General features: G+C 45.8%; 13 protein-coding genes. 5 read left to right on the top strand and 8 right to left on the bottom strand.

Translation table 11 applies throughout. The annotated features are described in order from the left end of the window. Positions 1–7 precede the first annotated feature (7 nt). Positions 8–736 (bottom strand): alpha/beta hydrolase, encoded by a 729-nt coding sequence (locus tag FIU99_RS23780; protein WP_006961380.1) that lies wholly within the window; start codon positions 734–736, stop codon positions 8–10. A gap of 488 nt (positions 737–1,224) precedes the next feature. On the opposite strand from FIU99_RS23780, the gene FIU99_RS23775 reads away from it, so the two are divergent. Genes FIU99_RS23775 through FIU99_RS23765 form a run of 3 tightly spaced genes read left to right on the top strand, consistent with a single transcriptional unit; the run spans position 1,225 to position 6,294 of the window. Continuing rightward, entirely contained in the window at positions 1,225–1,875 is a 651-nt protein-coding gene (locus FIU99_RS23775) for a TetR/AcrR family transcriptional regulator (RefSeq protein WP_006961381.1), read from the top strand. A gap of 4 nt (positions 1,876–1,879) precedes the next feature. Beyond that, positions 1,880–3,196, top strand: coding sequence for an efflux RND transporter periplasmic adaptor subunit (locus FIU99_RS23770; protein ID WP_006961383.1), 1,317 nt, complete (start codon positions 1,880–1,882; stop codon positions 3,194–3,196). Continuing rightward, complete coding sequence (locus tag FIU99_RS23765; protein ID WP_006961385.1) at positions 3,193–6,294, top strand: efflux RND transporter permease subunit; 3,102 nt, start codon at positions 3,193–3,195, stop codon at positions 6,292–6,294. The genes FIU99_RS23770 and FIU99_RS23765 overlap by 4 nt, the downstream gene beginning before the upstream one ends. Positions 6,295–6,342: 48 nt before the next feature. Here FIU99_RS23765 and FIU99_RS23760 read toward each other — a convergent pair whose 3' ends face one another. From FIU99_RS23760 to FIU99_RS23750, 3 genes are all read right to left on the bottom strand, one after another. Continuing rightward, complete coding sequence (locus FIU99_RS23760) at positions 6,343–7,503, bottom strand: MerR family transcriptional regulator (RefSeq protein WP_006961387.1); 1,161 nt, start codon at positions 7,501–7,503, stop codon at positions 6,343–6,345. Positions 7,504–7,622: 119 nt separating this feature from the next. After that, on the bottom strand, positions 7,623–10,748 hold the full coding sequence (locus tag FIU99_RS23755; RefSeq protein ID WP_006961388.1) for an efflux RND transporter permease subunit: 3,126 nt from the start codon (positions 10,746–10,748) through the stop codon (positions 7,623–7,625). A gap of 10 nt (positions 10,749–10,758) precedes the next feature. Beyond that, positions 10,759–11,898, bottom strand: coding sequence for an efflux RND transporter periplasmic adaptor subunit (locus FIU99_RS23750; RefSeq protein WP_006961389.1), 1,140 nt, complete (start codon positions 11,896–11,898; stop codon positions 10,759–10,761). Positions 11,899–12,247: 349 nt separating this feature from the next. Here FIU99_RS23750 and FIU99_RS23745 point away from each other — a divergent pair, with 349 nt between their 5' ends. Continuing rightward, positions 12,248–12,721 (top strand): HAD family hydrolase, encoded by a 474-nt coding sequence (locus FIU99_RS23745; RefSeq protein ID WP_006961390.1) that lies wholly within the window; start codon positions 12,248–12,250, stop codon positions 12,719–12,721. A 40-nt stretch (positions 12,722–12,761) separates the two neighbouring features. Here FIU99_RS23745 and FIU99_RS23740 read toward each other — a convergent pair whose 3' ends face one another. The 3 genes from FIU99_RS23740 to FIU99_RS23730 all read right to left on the bottom strand — a co-directional run bounded on the left by FIU99_RS23740 (position 12,762) and on the right by FIU99_RS23730 (position 15,898). Further along, entirely contained in the window at positions 12,762–13,373 is a 612-nt protein-coding gene (locus FIU99_RS23740) for a YitT family protein (protein WP_006961391.1), read from the bottom strand. Positions 13,374–13,561: 188 nt separating this feature from the next. Beyond that, entirely contained in the window at positions 13,562–14,923 is a 1,362-nt protein-coding gene (locus FIU99_RS23735; RefSeq protein WP_006961392.1) for a diguanylate cyclase, read from the bottom strand. 3 nt (positions 14,924–14,926) lie between these two features. Continuing rightward, entirely contained in the window at positions 14,927–15,898 is a 972-nt protein-coding gene (locus FIU99_RS23730; protein WP_006961393.1) for an ABC transporter substrate-binding protein, read from the bottom strand. A gap of 310 nt (positions 15,899–16,208) precedes the next feature. Here FIU99_RS23730 and FIU99_RS23725 point away from each other — a divergent pair, with 310 nt between their 5' ends. Beyond that, positions 16,209–16,916 carry an SDR family oxidoreductase gene (locus FIU99_RS23725; RefSeq protein WP_006961394.1) on the top strand — a complete coding sequence of 236 codons (708 nt, stop codon included), beginning with the start codon at positions 16,209–16,211 and terminating at the stop codon, positions 16,914–16,916. Here the strand turns inward: FIU99_RS23725 and FIU99_RS23720 are convergent. Beyond that, on the bottom strand, positions 16,889–17,044 hold the full coding sequence (locus FIU99_RS23720; RefSeq protein WP_080555942.1) for a DUF2256 domain-containing protein: 156 nt from the start codon (positions 17,042–17,044) through the stop codon (positions 16,889–16,891). The two genes, FIU99_RS23725 and FIU99_RS23720, sit on opposite strands and share 28 nt — an antisense overlap. Between the last annotated feature and the right edge of the window lie 2 nt (positions 17,045–17,046).

Raw genomic sequence — 17,046 nt, 5'->3', positions numbered from 1 at the left:
CTTTTGTCTAGTGGAGAAAATGCCCGGTTTGAAGGTAGCTGATCGTTTGTTTCGCGACTTCGGCATCATAGCGCATCGCAGTGTGACTCACGTCTAAGGTGATAAAATCTGCCATATTGCTGACTTTCGCTGACTCAACAGACACCAGCCCATCGTTGAGAGAATGGAAAAGTTCGGCTGTTCCCGATGATTCTGAAGTACCAGCAATCACCCCGACTGGATAATAAGGAGGTGGCAATCTCTGCCCAAGGGATTGCTCTCCCGTTGTCAGCGACTGGCTGACTTCTCCCGCAATCGACATCAGAAAATGCCCTTTCATGCTGTCAGCCACTTCGCTACCTTTGTTCGGTGTGCCAAGCAGCACAACTTTACCGAGTCGCTTATCTTGCGCCAGCTGTTCATCGTTTGCTAGATATGAGCGAATCGCCAAGCCGCCAAGTGAATGACCGACAAAGTGAACGGTGGAGTAACCTGATACACATTGATCAATCTGGGAGGTGGTTTCTTCTTTCCACTTCTGTAGAGACTGACCAATGGAAGAATAATTGAGACGACACACCGCATAACCTGCGTCAGTAAGACTGTTTTTCAGGCCTCGCATCGCGAAGTCACTGCGGCCTAAACCATGAGCGACAACAACAAGTGGCGTATCAGGCGAATACATTGTTGTGGAAGTACAGCCCAACAATAGGCTGGTTAGTATGAATAGCGTCATCAGTTTAGGTTTGATATTCATAAGAAATCTCTGATTCAGGGCAGCCTGTGAATTATATTTCCCCTTACTCGCATCCGAGATTCATTTAACGCCATTGTGCATTCACATCACGCCATTCTAGCTGCAATCTGTCGCACGAATTTTTCATAAATGAAATTTATAATTTCATATTTATCATTTAAATTAAATTTACATTAATGTTACTTTAAACGGCGTTGGTTACACTGATACAAAGTCATTCTAAAGACCACGAATACTTTATAACAGTTTGGATACGGAAATTAGACCAACAATCTCCAAACTAAAAAATTTAAATTGTTGCCCTTGTTTGCCCGTACAGTCTGCCCACTGTGCGGGTATTTTCTTTCAACCCCACTCTACAAACTCTACTCTGTTCACAATATTGCTTTAATTAATCATTTGATTAAATAGTGTTGAATTTTTCACATATCGGATACAAATACACCAATCTATAATTAATCAAACGTTTAATATTAGAGGCAGTATTCGTGGCTGATTCTCCCCGTAAAGCAGGCAGGCCGAGCAAAGATATCGATGCTCGAACTCAACTCATTGAACACGCCAGAGATCTCTTCACCGTAATGGCTTATGACAAAGTGTCGACCCGGTTAGTTGCTAAACGTGCGGGCGTGAATGTCGCTATGATTCGGTACTACTTCGGTAGCAAAGAAGGGCTGTTTGAAACCATGCTTCGAGAAACGCTCGAACCAATGAAGCAACAGCTCAAAACACTGGCTGCGGATAGCAATCAGAAGAACTTCCTCGACCTAATGCGCACCTATTATCGTGAAATGGTCAAAATACCCCAGTTTCCTCGGCTGGTCGCGCAAGTCATGAACATGCCACCGTCTGAAACACAACGAAAGCTATTGGAGAAAGTCTTTGACGACATTGGGAAACCGATGCAGCACGTCATCTTCGATCAACTGGCTGATAGTGGTGTACTACGTAAAGACGTTGACCCGACCTTATGCCGCGTTTCCTACGTTAGCTTAATGGTTTTTCCCTTTATTGCTCCGCAAGCCCTACTCAATATCCACGGCATTGAACTCAATGAAGAGTTCTTGAACCGCTTGTTCGAGCACAATATCAAACTTATGACGCAAGGTTTTCTGCAACCTTCACACACAACGGAATGACGTTATGAAACTCAATCGAAAACTACTCTTTTTCCCGGCACTTGCTGTCGGAATACTCATCTTAGTTCTCGCGGTTAAAATGAAGCCTGAGTTACCCGTCAAACCTGCTGGTGACCGAGCCCGACTGGTTGAAACTATGTCGCTCGAACTAAAATCGGTCGCCCCCATCGCCATCGGATTTGGCAAAGTGGCACCGAAGCTAGAATGGAAGGCAATTGCGGAAGTGACAGGCAAAGTGGTTTATCGCCACCCCCAACTCAACAAAGGGCAAGTGTTAAGAGCGGGAACGGAAATTCTCAGAATTGACCCACTCGATTATGAACTCAAACTTGTGCAGGCTCAGGCTGACCTTAAATCTTCTCAAACCTCTTTAGCCAAACTGACACTCGAAGAAGAAAATCTTAAACAGACGTTAAAGATTGAAACCAATCGTCTGAACATTGCTAACAAAGAGCTGGAACGCAAACAGAACCTGAGAAAGAAAGGGCTAACTTCTCAATCCGATGTCGACCAGCAAGAGCAGAGTGCACTGTCACAACGCAAATTAGTCCTCGATATCGACAATCAGATCGGTCTGATGCCTGATGAAAAACGAGTCGCGGAAGCACTGGTTAAAGTCAATGCCTCTAAAGTTGAAGAAGCACAGCGAGCGCTGGAAAAAACCATCATTACGCTTCCTTACGATCTCAGAATTGCTGATATAGAAATCGAGCAGAATCAGGTCGTGAACCTTCAACAAACCATGGTTACAGCACACGGCATTGAAGTAATGGAAGTGGAAGCACAACTCTCGATCCACGATATGCACACCTTGGCGTCGAGCCTTGGTGAGTTCGGTCGTGATTCGGATGGGATTCCACAGCCTGACACCATTTTCATTGGTGCAACCATTGAACTGAACAGCGGTAATCTTAATGCAAGCTGGCCCGCGCGAGTGGCACGTATCAGCGAAACCGTTGACCCAAATCAGGCCACCGTCGGCGTCATCCTCGAAGTGCAGCAGGATTACCGTAACCTTAACCCAACGTCTGTCCCACCTTTAGTTAACGGTATGTTTGTCAGAGCTAAAATTGAAGGCCAGGAAAACCCAAGCTGGGTCATACCAGAACGCGCACTGCATGGCGACCGAATTTACGTCAAAGGTCAAGACAACAAGCTGCAGATACGCACAGTGAAAGTGCTTTATCGCCGCGACAATAACGTCATTATCGACGGCAATCTGGAGCAAGGCGAAAAACTGATCATTAACGATCTGCTGCCCGCGATTGAAGGTATGCTGCTTAAGGAAGAGAACCGTGACGCAGAGGGGTCTGAATCATGATTCGATTCTTTGCTAAACACCCGACAGCCGCCAATCTGTTAATGCTGACGTTGCTGATTTTGGGTATCACTTCACTGCCTAATATTAAACGCGAAACCTTCCCCGAGTTTGATCCGCCTTACATTATGGCTGGGGTTACCTATCCAGGCGCTTCACCACAAGAAGTTGAGGAAAGCATCTGTGTACGATTAGAAGATGCCGTTGACGGCTTGGCCAACATTGAAGAAACCCAATGTGAAGCCATCGAAGGCTCTGCTCGTCTGATCTTAAAGCTGAACGAAAAAGCAGACATCGGCCGTATGCTAGTCGATGTTCAGACTCAAATTAACGCCATTAACGACTTTCCTCAGGAGATTGAATCTCCCGTGGTTCAGGAACTGGACTGGAATGAGCCTGTTGTTGATGTTGCGATTACCGCGAATACCACTTGGCCAGAACTGAAAGCCTATGCAGAGCAGCTTAAAAGAACGTTAAAGCTAGATTATGACGTCTCTCTAGTAGAAGTAGCGGGCTTCTCTGATCATCAATTTCGCGTGGAGCTGGATAGTCAGGCTATGCGACAGCTTGGTTTGAGTGTCGGCGACATTGCCGAACAGATTGGTCGCCAGAACGTCAAGCTTCCGAGTGGTAATGTCGAAACACCAGATAAGAACTTTCTGATCCGTTTTGACGAAAGAAGAGTCACCCCACAAGAACTCGAATCCATTGTTGTAGGTTCCGGCCCGAATGGCTCGCTCATTCGTCTACGCGATATTGCAACCATTACCGATCGCTTTGAATTGGACGAACAAAAGGTGTTATTTGACGGTCACCCTTCCGCGTTGCTTAAAGTGAGCAAAAACAAAGAAGATGACGCACTGAGGATCAAAGAGCGTGTCGCCCAGTTTGTTGAAGACCAACAAGCAATAGCACCAGACGGCGTTAAGCTTGAGCTGACCAATGATTTGTCCTCGGTACTTTGGGATCGCCTGACCATGATGGTCAAAAATGGTTGGCAAGGGATCATCTTGGTGTTTGCAACCATGTGGCTGTTCTTTAGCCTACGCTATTCATTCTGGGTCGCAGCAGGGTTACCTGTTGCATTTCTCGGCGGTTTGTTTCTCATGGCTCAACTGGGCCTATCCATCAACATAATGTCACTTGTCGGTCTGCTCATGGCCATCGGCATTATGATGGACGATGCGATTGTGATTGCAGAGTCTATCGCCGCGCATCTGGATAGAGGAGAAAAGGTCGATGATGCAGTGACCAATGGCGTTAAGAAAGTTCTACCGGGTGTTATTTCTTCTTTCCTTACCACTGTGTGTATTTTTGGTAGCCTGCTGTTCTTGCAAGGTGAGATGGGTGCTGTACTTAAGGCCGTTCCGCAGGTATTGATTCTGGTGCTGACACTCAGTCTTGTCGAAGCATTTCTGATCTTACCCAACCACCTTTCGCACTCATTACACAAAGAGAAAAAGGAAAAGCCACCAGCAAAGTTCAAACAAAAGCTGCTCGATGGATTTGAAAACTTCCGTAATACCAAATTGGTCAGTGCGGTTGAGAAAGTCGTAGAATACCGTTACGCCTTTATTGGTGGTGTCTTTGCGTTACTTCTGATTTCTGCAGCGACGTTAGCGGGCGGGTTACTCAAATTTCAGCCTTTTCCTGAGCTTGATGGGGATATTGCTGAAGCACGAATCATTCTTCCTCCCGGCTCTTCCCTTTCTCAGACTGAAGCGGTGGTCGATAAGATCGTCACCTCAGCCCGAAAGCTGGACAAAGAATGGAGTGAGAAAGTCGAAAATGGCACACCATTGGTTCAACACATCACTAGCCAGTTCAACGCCAATGCGGACGCCAATGAGTCTGGGCCTCACATCGCCACTGTGCGTTTGGATTTACTCGGTGCTGAAAGCCGAAACACATTGATTGAGGAATTCATTGCAGCTTGGCGTGAAGACGTCGGTGAGCTCGCTGATCCAATATCTTTGGTCTACAAACAACCAACAATGGGACCGGGCGGGCGTGCCATTGAGATCCGTGCTAAGCATGATGATCTCGACGCACTAAAAGCCGCTTCTATCGAAATTCAGCAATATCTCAATGAGTTTGATGGCGTACACGGCGTGTTGGATGACATGCGAATGGGCAAAGAGGAAGTGCTAGTCAAACTTCGCCCCGGTGCCGAAACCTATGGCGTTAACGGCCAACTCATCGCCAATCAGTTACGCGCTGCCTTTTTCGGCCAAACGGCAGACGAAATTCAAGTAGGTGTGGAGAACATTTCGATCGAAGTGCGTTTGGACAAAGTCCAAGCTGGGGATCTGCAACAATTGGCCAACTTCCCCATCATTTTATCTGATGGCAGCCAGATCCCGCTGGCCACTATCGCTACTCTGGATTTCCAACGTAACTATGTGCGAATCCAACGCATAGACGGGCTGCGTACCATCAGCGTATTCGGTGATATTGATAACACCAAAGCCAATTCCACAGCCATCATCGCCCAGTTCCAAAAAGACGAAGCGCCTAAGTTGATGCAGAAATATCCGGGACTACGCTTCGATTTTGAAGGCGAAGCAAAAGACACCGCGGAAACGGGAGCTTCAATGGGTAAAGGCTTCTTACTTGGGCTATTTGGGGTGTTCGCCATCCTTAGTTACCAGTTCCGTAGCTACCTCGAACCATTCGTGGTGATGTTAGCCATTCCATTGGCATTTGTTGGTGTCGTCTGGGGGCACATCCTGCTCGGTCACTCACTCAGCATGCCTAGTTTAATGGGCTTTGTTTCCCTTGCAGGGATTGTCGTCAATGATTCCATTCTACTGGTTCAGTACATCCGACATCATGTGGACGAGGGCGACAATGTTCATGACTCCGTTGTCAAAGCAAGCCGGGAACGTTTCAGAGCTGTATTCCTCACTTCTATGACCACAGCAGCCGGTTTGTTACCTCTGTTAACTGAAACCAGCTTGCAAGCGCAAGTTATCCAACCACTAGTGATTTCAATTGTGTTTGGTATCTTCGCTTCAACTCTACTGGTGCTGTTTATGATCCCTGCCGCGTACGCCATCCTCGCCGATTTCGGCGTAGTGCGTAAGCATGAGGAGATTTAACAACCTCTATTAACAAGCAAGGGCTGTGAAGTTCACAGCCCTTTTCACTTACACTTTTCTTAGAACAAACATTTGGTAGCCGTATTGATGTAAGTAGTTCTGGTGCATATGTAATTCTGACTTCATATCGATTAGTGCCTGAGAAGCTTGTAGAGAGCTCCCCAGTTCACCAACTCTAGACACGAGAGGATCGACAAAGTTATTCCATGACTGTTGGCTTAGAGTAAACGTCTCTACTACTTCATAGCCTGCCTGACGCATTTGCGCGATGCGCTTATCTACGGTCACCATATCCGGATACTCTTTTTGATAGAAATTCGAGACATCGGAGTCAGGATTATCTGTTAACCACACAAGATCGCTCACGACAAGGTAACCGCTTGGTTTTAGGTGGGCTTTCCAGCTTTTGAGCGCATTCTCTACTCCCATAATGTAAGCACTGCCCTCAGACCAAATCACATCAAACTGAGCGGCTTCAAATGGCATGTCCGTCATGCTGGCACAAATCGCATTCACTTGTTTTTCAACGGGTATTCCTTCTTGTAAGCTTCTGAGACTTGCTTCGTCGTTATCCAACGCGGTAATACGGAATTCCGAATGAGACGCTAAGACCCCGGTGGCGATGCCTTTACCGCAGCCGACTTCCAGTAAAGCCCCTTTATTCTGGGATAATGCACTCAATGCACGCAATGTATCCTGCTCAGAGCCGGGGCCAAGTCTCTTCAATCCCGTAAAAATCTGCTCGAAATCTGCCATATATTGTTCGTGTTCATTCATATCTTTTGATAACCATTTCAATCTCAATGCCTGCTTTTCGCTGAAGCCCTGTTTTATCAACCACTCCATGTGAGCCGAAGGGGCGTGCTCCTCCATCTCCTGGTGCCAATCGCGCATTGAATTCATCCCCAACATGGCTGACAGCAGTTCCTTGGCTTTCTTCTTGCGTTGGATCTCCTCATCCAGCGCGTTCAGTCTTTGCAGTAACTTGTTTCTGTCGATTTTCGACTCCAGACATTCAAGACACTCTTCCAATGTCAAGCCACCTGCCTGTAGCTGCTGCAACAGACGCACCCTTTGCACATCTTTGTCTGTGTACATCCGGTATCCATTGGCTTGTCTGGTCCCTTGAATCAAACCCAGTTTTTCGTAATACAAAAGAGTGGAACGACTTAAGCCGATTTGTTCTGCGAGTTGAGAAATTCGATACATGCTTCGTCCTCATGTTGATATCAACACTATAAACTATGAAGCTTTAGACAGGTCAATAGAGAAAACTGACTTTAGGTGGATTAAAGAAAAGGGGGCCTAGTTGCCCCCTTGTATCCGAATTACTGTTCAACAACCTCCGACGTCGAGCGACGGGTCAGTTTCTGTTTTATCCAGCGGAAGATACCCTTAATGTCATCCAACATCAGGTACAAGCAAGGAACGAGCACTAAAGTTAACAAGGTTGCAAATAGCACAGCGAAACCTAAAGCAACCGCCATTGGAATCACGAATCTTGCCTGCAAACTCGTTTCGAACATAATCGGCAAGACCCCAACGAACGTAGTGATTGAAGTCAGTGTAATTGCACGGAACCTTGCACAACCTGCTTCAATCACAGCCTCCTTAATTGCCACCCCACGAGCACGCACATGATTGACGTAATCGGTCATGACCAAGGAGTCATTCACCACTACCCCAGCGGCGGCTATCAAACCAAAGGTCGACATCATGCTGAGATCTAAACCAAACCAGTAGTGTCCCCAGATTGCGCCAGTGAGACTAAACGGGATGACTGACATGATGATCAACGGCTGAGTGTAACTCTTTAACGGCACGGCTAATAAGATGTAGACGATGATCATCCCTGCGACAAAGAAGATTTTTTGCTCATCTTGCTGAGCTTGCTGTTCTTCAATGGTTCCGCCTAACTGGCTTTTCACGCCAGGATAACCAGATAGAATATCCGGTATGATTTGCTCATGGACCCGCTCTACAATTTCACTTGGCTCCACCAGCTCTTCATCAATCGAGCCGTAGACATACACACTGCGGAAGCCACCTTCTCGGCGAATACTGCTCACACCCGGTTTCTGGTTGATTTCTACTACATCTCCCAGCATTACCTTTTTGCCTTCGGGTGTAGTGATCACCGCATAGCGTAGAGAGGCGAAGGCTTCTCGCGTCAATTTAGGGTAACGAACCATGACTTTGATCTCTTCGCCATCCCTAAGCACGCGTTGTGCTTCACCACCGTAAAAACTACCGCCGACTTGCACGGCAATATCAGACAAATTAAGCCCGAGGTCGTAAGCGACAGGTGCCAGAGACAGTAAAACTTCCTGACTACCCGCATCAATAGAAGACGAAATATCAAATAAGCCTTCTTCTTGCTTCAGTTTCACAATCAGCGCACGTCCCGCTTCATTCAAAGTGTCAATGTCTGAGCCGTAAAGAAGGAAACCAAACTCGTCCCCTTTCTCATCGTCATTGACGTTGTCAGAGACATTGAGCATCTTCAGCCCCGGTATATTCGGCATCTCTTCACGCCAACGACGCGCCAACTCAAAGGTATTGAAAGGACGCAGTTCTTCGTCAACTAACGGGATCACCAATCGACCTTCTTTGCGGCCCTGGCTGAAAGTCAAAATATCCCGGATCATCTTCTGGCCGGTTTGCTGCTCCGTTTCCCTATCGATACGTAACACAGTACTTTCGATCTGTTTGAGCGCTTCAATGGTCTGTTCACTCGACACATTGTCGTTCATCACCAGCTTAATACTTGGGAAGTCATGCGGCACTTTCGGCGATGGTATGATTCTCACATAGTTCGCCATAACCAGAGCAATACTGATCACAAGCAACGCCGCGAATCCAGCAAATACACTCCAGCGCCAGTAAGTACAAGCGGTAACAAAGCGCTTGTAGGGGCCATGAACAAAACTAAAGAAACGCTGGTTGAATCTATCTCGCCAGCTTCCCTTTTTAATCGGCTTAAAGTTCGAATGTGCCAAATGTGACGGTAAGATCAGCTTGGACTCAATCAAGCTGAAGATGAGACACAGAATCACTATCGCTGCGATACCAAAGAAAAAGGCACGCTCAATTCCCTTCGACATTAAAAACGGCGCAAATACAGCAATTGTGGTCAGGACACCAAAGGTTGCAGGAGTTGCCACGCGCTTAACGCCGCGTACCACGTTATCAACCCCACCGCCGCTTTTCTCTATCTCAGAATAAGCACTCTCACCAATGACAATGGCATCATCGACGACTATCCCTAACACCATAATGAAAGCGAACAGTGAGACAATATTGATGCTGACGCCAATCGCAGGCATTAACATCACAGCCCCAAGGAAGCAGACAGGTAAGCCTATCATTACCCACATCGCAAGTTTGACACGCAAGAAAAGGCTGAGCATCAATGCAACCAGAACAGCACCTTGCAGCAGGTTTTTAAGCATCATATCGAGGCGTGCGTTGAGGTAATAGGTCATGTCGACCAGCGTTTTGATCTTCAGGTCTGCGGGTAAGCTTGTGTTCTTTTGCTCTATATAAGCCTTTACTGACTCCGCTACCGTGACCATATTTTGGTCTTTGGTCGCTTTTACAGACAGGTAAATAGCATTCTCGCCAGAATACTTAAAGTAGCGATCATCTTCGGTAAAACCATCTTTGATGGTCGCAATATCTTGCAGCAAGACCCGACCGCCATTAGCACCGATCTTGACCGGAATATCACGAAACTCTTCACCGCTGTAATACTGATTCTCAATGCGAACCGAAATCATCCCAGCGTTGGTTCTGACCTCGCCCGCCGAGTAGTTAGCGGAGTAGCGTTGAATCGCCTGACTCACATCATTGAGAGTGAGACTATATTTGCGTAGCACCTGTGGCTCTACTTCAATCGCAATTTCATACTCTGGCGCACTCAGCTCTACCAGAGCAACATTTTGCAACTGCAGCAGCTCATCTTCGATCTGCTTAGCTATCGGTTTGAGTTCCAGTAGCGAACGGTTACCGACCAGCGCCATTTCAATCACATCCTGCCTAAACTCAAACTGGTAAACCTGAATCGGCTCCATTCCCGCTGGGAAGTTAGATACAGAATCGACCTTTTGTTTGACTTTATCCAGCACGTCTTCGACGTCTTGATCGACATCGACTTCAATCTCAATAGCGCCACTACCACGAGAAGCTGTGGTGACCGCCTTTTTTATCCCCGTTACATCTTTTAGAGATTCTTCCAACTTAATGAGAATACTCTCTTCGATTTCTTGAGGCGAAGCGCCCGGATACTGCGCACTAACATTGATGTAGTTAACCTCAATATTGGGGAACATTTGTCTCTGAATGAAGAAGAAACTCACCGTACCAACAATCAGGACAAACACCATCAACAGGTTAGCGGCGACTGGATTGTGAGCAAAGTAGGCAATCAAGCCCTTTTGTTTAGAATCGTCCATGCTATAACCCCTACTGTTCACTTTCAGTGACGGCAACTTCTACCCGCATACCTTTTTGCGGATATTCAGGTACCGTCAGAACAATCTGGTCTTCGTCAGATAAACCTTCGCTGATCAGCATAAACTCTTGCTCGGCGCGTAACACGTTGACGATACGAGGTTCCAATTCGTTATCTTCGTTGACAACCCAAACCTGTCGGTTGTTGACCAACTCCTGAGGTAAACGGTAAATGTGTTTGAGTTCTTTACCGATAAACTGCACTTCCACATAAGAGCCAAACTTGAGCGGTGAAGCGTCGGATTCAATGGCGTACGGGTCATCAACACGGACCACCATATTGATCATTCGAGTAGCACTATCAACCACGCCAAGATCACGCTCGATTACTCCCTCTCGCTTCGCATCAATAATACCTCGTTGCACCACTGTGGCTGAGACTCCGGCGTAGTTTTCCGGCAAGAAAGCGCTGTCAAAGCCAGCAATCGGAATATGAACCTCACCTGCTTCAATATTGTTAAGCGTCGCGACATGTGCGCCAGCTGAAATATATTGCCCGACACCAATATCGCGTGATACCACCAGCGCATCATAGGGTGCAACGATTTTGCAGTTTTCAAGATCGCGCTTTGCCCGCTTAAGACCAGCCTGCGCTGATTTAACCTGTGCCATGGCACTCAGCACCTGGGGCTTGCGTAAATAAAGATCTGTTACCTGCTTAGCTGGCAGGTTTTTCGCCTGGCGCTTCGCCACCTCTGCTTTTGCTTTTTCTTCAATTAAAGACGCCTGAGCGCTGGCCAAATTCGCTTCTGCCTGTAATACCGCGGCCTGATAGTTGTCGCTCTCGATTGAAAACAGCGTCTCTCCACGTTTAACGACCCCACCTGCAACAAAATTGGGGTGCCAGCTCGTTACCTCACCAGATACCTGAGCAGAAACTTGCGTCACCTCTACGGGCAACAGTTCACCGTGACTGGTGATCAGTACTTTATGATCGCTTGATTTCACTGACGCTACAGTCACAGTTAACGGCTTTTTCTCTGGTTTAGTTTCTGTGCTTTCTGCTGCGCTTGAGGCAATTGCAGCATAGCCACCGTAGGCTCCTCCGAGGATGACAACGGGAAGCAACCAACGTAACGGCTTAGTTTTCATAAAAAGTCCTTATTAGAATGACAGCCTATTATTTTTCTGCTCTTACGAGGCAGGCTTTGTTTTATACGAGTAAGCTATAGCTTCGACATCATAAAGATATGAAATATCCATAAAATTAATGCTTTTAATTGGTAATCCATTTCACCGATGACGAATTGCTTGCACTAAAGGCGTGAGCAAAGAGAGTGCCAACAACAAAGTTCATAAAATACAAACAGTTAAATAAAACAAGCCAAACGCCGAAATAAATTAATTAGGTGAATATGTTTATATGTTGGCGAAATTTACCTCTGGATTTATGGCAGCCGATTTAAAATAATGAAATCAACCATGTTAAACGGAGAGAGTAATGAATAAGGTTTATCTTTTTGATTGGGGAAACACGCTCATGGTCGACTTCCCAGATCAGCAGGGGAAAATGTATCTATGGCCGAACGTAGAGGCCGTAGATAAAGCGGAACAGACACTTAAGTCGCTCAGCCGCCATTTCCCAGTCTACGTAGCAACCAGCGCTCAAGACTCAACCGAACGTGAAATCCAACAAGCCTTTCAAAGGGTCGGATTAGATCCCTATATTAACGGCTATTTCTGCAAGGCTAACTTAGGCCTAGAGAAGAATAGTGCTGAGTTTTATCTCGAAATTGCCAAATCACTTTGCCATCACCCCTCTGAACTGGTGATGGTCGGCGACATTCTTGAGAAAGATATCTACCCCGCAGAGAAAGCAGGATTACAGACCATTTGGTACAACCCAACAAATCTTCCTGTTCCAAAAGGCGTTCGCAGTATTCAAAGTCTAGAAGCGCTACTCGAAGACAGATAAAAACGGCTTAATATAGCATTAAACCGTTTGACTGCTTTATCTAAGATGCTGAGGATTGCTGGGGTTGATAACGACCCGGTTTATGATTCATTGCCAAGATTAGGTTTGTGGCAATGGCGCCAACTACTGAAAGCAGAATAAGAGAAAGATCGACAATAAACAGAGATAAAACAACGATTGTGCAATCCAGCACCATCTGAACTTTACCTGCTCGAATGCCAAAGCGCTCCTGAAGGAATAACGCCAGAATGTTAAACCCTCCTAGGCTCATTTTGTGGCGAAAGATAACTAGCATCCCCATGCCTATTAAGCCTCCACCCAGCAGAGCAGCGTATAAAGGTTCAATGCGAGCTATCTCAATGACATGATGCAGATGATCAACAGCAAGGGAAACAATACTGACAGCGACAAATGTATTGACGGTAAATCGCCAACCCATGCGAGCGATAGACAGAGCATAGAACGGCAGGTTAAGCATAAAAAATACCTGACCGAAGCTAAAGTCGCTGACTTTCGTCAGGAATATCGCCAAGCCAGCAGTCCCACCAGTCAGTAACCCAACTTTATTGAAGAAAATAACTCCGAGAGAGACCAAAGCGCTCCCTAAGATAAGTGCGAGCAAATTCTCACGTAAACTGTGTTCTTTATCCATGTTGGCTTCCTATCCAAATACGATTCACAAAACCATGCGTGAACCAAACGCGGATAAGATGTCGATAATTGACAATAATGTCGAGATAATGCGTTAAATCTATCAATAAACGGGTGTTTAAAGAAATGTACAACCTCTTAGAAAGGCCAGTGAATTTAAAGGCGATTTGAATCTATTCTGCCCTAATTTCAATCATTGATTGAAGTTAACCGAACAGACTTAGAACCTTTTTTGCAGACTGTAGTTTTCCCATCAAAACACGCGGATCCCGCCATCTGTTTCGCTCTGTACATCGCCTCGTCGGCAATACTTAATAAGACTTCTTTGTTCTTAGTCTGATCAGGGAAATAACTGACGCCAATACTAGCTCCTACTTTGAGGGTTCGGCCGTTGAACTCAATCGGTGCGTTAATCGCATCCAGCAGTTGCTCAGCCTTTTTTGCAACAATATCAAAGTCATGCAAAAGATCGAGGCAGATAACGAACTCATCCCCCCCAAAACGGCCAACAAAATCAGATTCACGGATTGCCGCTGTGATACGACTTGCCACCTCAACAAGAATGGCGTCTCCCGCTTCATGGCCAAATGTGTCATTGACGGACTTAAAGTCATCCAAATCAATGAAGAAAATAGCCAGTTTACACTGAGTACGGTTCGCTTTAACGATCGCATTCTCTAATGCTTTATCAAATGCTCTGCGGTTGACGAGATTCGTCAGAGGGTCGTGCTCTGATAAAAATATCAGCTGCTCCTGCTTATGTTTGAGCTGCTGAGTCTGGCGCATCACCTCTTCTTCCAGTTCTTGCTTAGTTACTGTTGTTTCACACAATGACATTGTCATCTGATTAAAAAATTGCGCCATGATTCGAAACTCAGTATCCATTTTCACTGCTTCGACTTTTGAGTCTAATTTCCCTTCAGCCAAGTCGATAATCGCATTCTTCATTGCTTCGGCACCGGATTTAAAGCGGAACGAAATCAACCAAGCCGTCGCACTGACCAAGACTGAACAGATGATCAACCATGCTGCCGCATAAAGCATAACTTGATGCAGGCTGTTTGCATTACGGTTAAGTACAGACTGATGAACATAAGCCAGCTCTTCTGTCATGTTCTGAACAATCATGTTGTAACGAGAGTGGAGTAAGCCTCGCGCATTGATGTTTGCGGACCCCTGCTCGTCGAGGCCATTGATGGATAAAAAGTACACTTGTTTTTCTTTATTCAGCAGCGCATTTAAGCTGTGATTCATACGCTGGATATTTCCTAGCTGACTGTTGTTCTGCTTATAAGCTGTCAATTTGGTCGCTAACTCCGCCTGAGCCAATTCCACTTGATTGAGGCTGGATTCATCACCAAACTGAAGGAAGACCCACAACTGGCTTCTGAGTAAATCAACGCACAATTGTAAATCAATGATCTGATCCAATTCGGCTTTTGTTTCACGTTGTTCTCCCGCCACTTTCGCAAAAGAAATGATGATGAATAACGTCAGCATCAAGGTTGTCGTTGATAGTACAAACAGCTTTTTAAACAGTGAATCCAACATAGCTTACTCTCGCAAAGCAATGATTTGTTGATAGGGTTGAGTAAAGAACAAGTCTCTGAAGTCGGGTTGTTCGCTCCCGACCAGTCCGCTTTCTACTGCCCATCTCGCTTGTAATTGCAGATTAGAAAGCAACGAATTGCCCAGCGATAAACGGAAAACATAGTCTTCCCATGACCACTTAACTTGATTGGCAGGAATATTGAGGCGTTTAGTAATGATGCCCAAAGCCTTGTCCGGATTTGCATTGATCCATTCCACAGCTTCATCAAGAGCGCCCAATAATTGCGTGGGCTCATTACCGGCAAACTCAAGATAAGGAGTGGTCGACAGTAAATTGAAGGACTGTTGATAAATCCCCGGAGTACCCAGATTACTCACTTCGGCAGCAGATAAGATGTCGGCTTTGTAACCCATTGGCTCCCAAGCTGAAATCGCTTCCACACGATAGGACAGTAACGCTGGAACCAACTCATGAGGCTGGAGATAGACTTTTTCTACATTGAGGGTTTTGAGATTGTTGGCAATCAGCACAGAATCAAAATAAAACTCGCTGGCACTGCCTTTTACTACACCTACTTTCTTACCTTGTAGCGCTCCCACGTCTCCGACTTCAGAGGGGTTTAGCGTAAGCAGCTTAAGGTCATTATCTGACTCAACAAAGCTCACCAGCAATGCCAAATCTTTACGCTCAAAACTCTGAAACATCACTACCGATTCGGAGGCGGTCGCGTACTCGACATCTCGATTTAGCATCAATTGGGTACAGGCTATTCCACTAGCACAAGGGTACAAAGTGACATCAAGATCATAGTCATCGAAAAGGCCAAGGTGTTCAGCAATCAAAAAGGGAGAAGCCAGCGGAGTCAAAGAGACACCGACTCTTATTTTGGTATCATTGGTCTTGTTTCGCGATTCATACTGACTGGCAAACAAAGCTGCTACTCCAATGAGTAAGGAGCCAAGACCTAAAGCCATTAAATTCCGTTTAACAAGTGGCATAACATACACACTCTAAAATAAGAAACCTAGCACATATAAAGTTAGCTTATAGAATTGTGACTTTGGAAGGGAACACGACTTTTTATAGAAATCTGTGTAACTCTTTATCATTTGCGTGAAATTAATCACATAAATCAGCGACTAAAGCATCACGTTTCTCAAAAAGCGGCGCTCAATAAAAAGTATTCGAACAGTAATCTCTCTCAACCTCTAGGTCGTAAAACAAACTATAAGTCATAGTTATACATTTAAATATCTCTCAAACAGCTTAACTCTAGGGTATCTAATGAAAGTACTTATTTTTGGTGGAAACGGCGGTATTGGACACGCAATTTGCCGGAATTTAGCCCAACATAGTCCTGATATTGAAGTACACGCTACTTATAGAAATCAGCAACCAACCCATTCTCATGAAACAATCATTTGGCACAAACTAGATGTGACAGATGAGGCGCAACTGCAATTGCTAGCGAATGAGATAGAGCAACTAGATTGGATTATTAACGCGGTTGGATTGTTACATGATGAACACCATGGGCCCGAAAAGAACCTCAAATCATTTGATCCCGATTTTTACCTAAAAAACATCATGAATAATGCGATGCCGACGATGCTGATCGCCAAACACTTTCAAAGCGCCTTGAAGCATAGTAGCCAGCCAAAGCTCGCAACTATCTCAGCCAAAGTCGGCAGCATTAAAGATAATCAATTGGGAGGCTGGTATAGCTATCGCTCATCTAAAGCGGCACTCAATATGCTACTCAAAACCCTCAGTATTGAATGGGGAAGAACTATGCCCAAAGCATGCGTTCTTTCACTGCATCCAGGGACAACGGACACCGAATTATCAAAACCTTTTCAAGCCAATGTACCAGAGGGAAAACTGTTTGAACCTGATAGAGTGGCCGCAGATCTCGTCAACATCATTTCCGAAGCAACTTCGGATATCAGCGGCAGCTTTCTTGCTTATAACGGTGAAGAACTGCCTTGGTGATTACGACTTCTTCTACATCGCTCCGAACAATACTTAACCTCCTCCCAACAATGGCGCCACTTATGGCGCCATGTAAATGGTCTACTGCAGACCACACACATTTTTTTCGGTAAATGCTGTTTCTTCATGC

This window comes from Vibrio sp. THAF64, assembly GCF_009363455.1.
Lineage (GTDB): Bacteria > Pseudomonadota > Gammaproteobacteria > Enterobacterales > Vibrionaceae > Vibrio > Vibrio coralliilyticus.
This window is presented reverse-complemented; position numbering and strand designations above follow the sequence as displayed.

Bases quoted from the DNA above. Each gene is read 5' to 3' on its own strand.
- FIU99_RS23745 (WP_006961390.1), top strand. From the start codon at position 12,248: ATGAATAAGGTTTATCTTTTTGATTGGGGAAACACGCTCATGGTCGAC.
- FIU99_RS23720 (WP_080555942.1), bottom strand. From the start codon at position 17,044: ATGAAGAAACAGCATTTACCGAAAAAAATGTGTGTGGTCTGCAGTAGA.
- FIU99_RS23760 (WP_006961387.1), bottom strand. From the start codon at position 7,503: ATGTATCGAATTTCTCAACTCGCAGAACAAATCGGCTTAAGTCGTTCC.
- FIU99_RS23750 (WP_006961389.1), bottom strand. From the start codon at position 11,898: ATGAAAACTAAGCCGTTACGTTGGTTGCTTCCCGTTGTCATCCTCGGA.
- FIU99_RS23755 (WP_006961388.1), bottom strand. From the start codon at position 10,748: ATGGACGATTCTAAACAAAAGGGCTTGATTGCCTACTTTGCTCACAAT.
- FIU99_RS23740 (WP_006961391.1), bottom strand. From the start codon at position 13,373: ATGGATAAAGAACACAGTTTACGTGAGAATTTGCTCGCACTTATCTTA.
- FIU99_RS23735 (WP_006961392.1), bottom strand. From the start codon at position 14,923: ATGTTGGATTCACTGTTTAAAAAGCTGTTTGTACTATCAACGACAACC.
- FIU99_RS23725 (WP_006961394.1), top strand. From the start codon at position 16,209: ATGAAAGTACTTATTTTTGGTGGAAACGGCGGTATTGGACACGCAATT.
- FIU99_RS23770 (WP_006961383.1), top strand. From the start codon at position 1,880: ATGAAACTCAATCGAAAACTACTCTTTTTCCCGGCACTTGCTGTCGGA.
- FIU99_RS23730 (WP_006961393.1), bottom strand. From the start codon at position 15,898: ATGGCTTTAGGTCTTGGCTCCTTACTCATTGGAGTAGCAGCTTTGTTT.
- FIU99_RS23780 (WP_006961380.1), bottom strand. From the start codon at position 736: ATGAATATCAAACCTAAACTGATGACGCTATTCATACTAACCAGCCTA.
- FIU99_RS23765 (WP_006961385.1), top strand. From the start codon at position 3,193: ATGATTCGATTCTTTGCTAAACACCCGACAGCCGCCAATCTGTTAATG.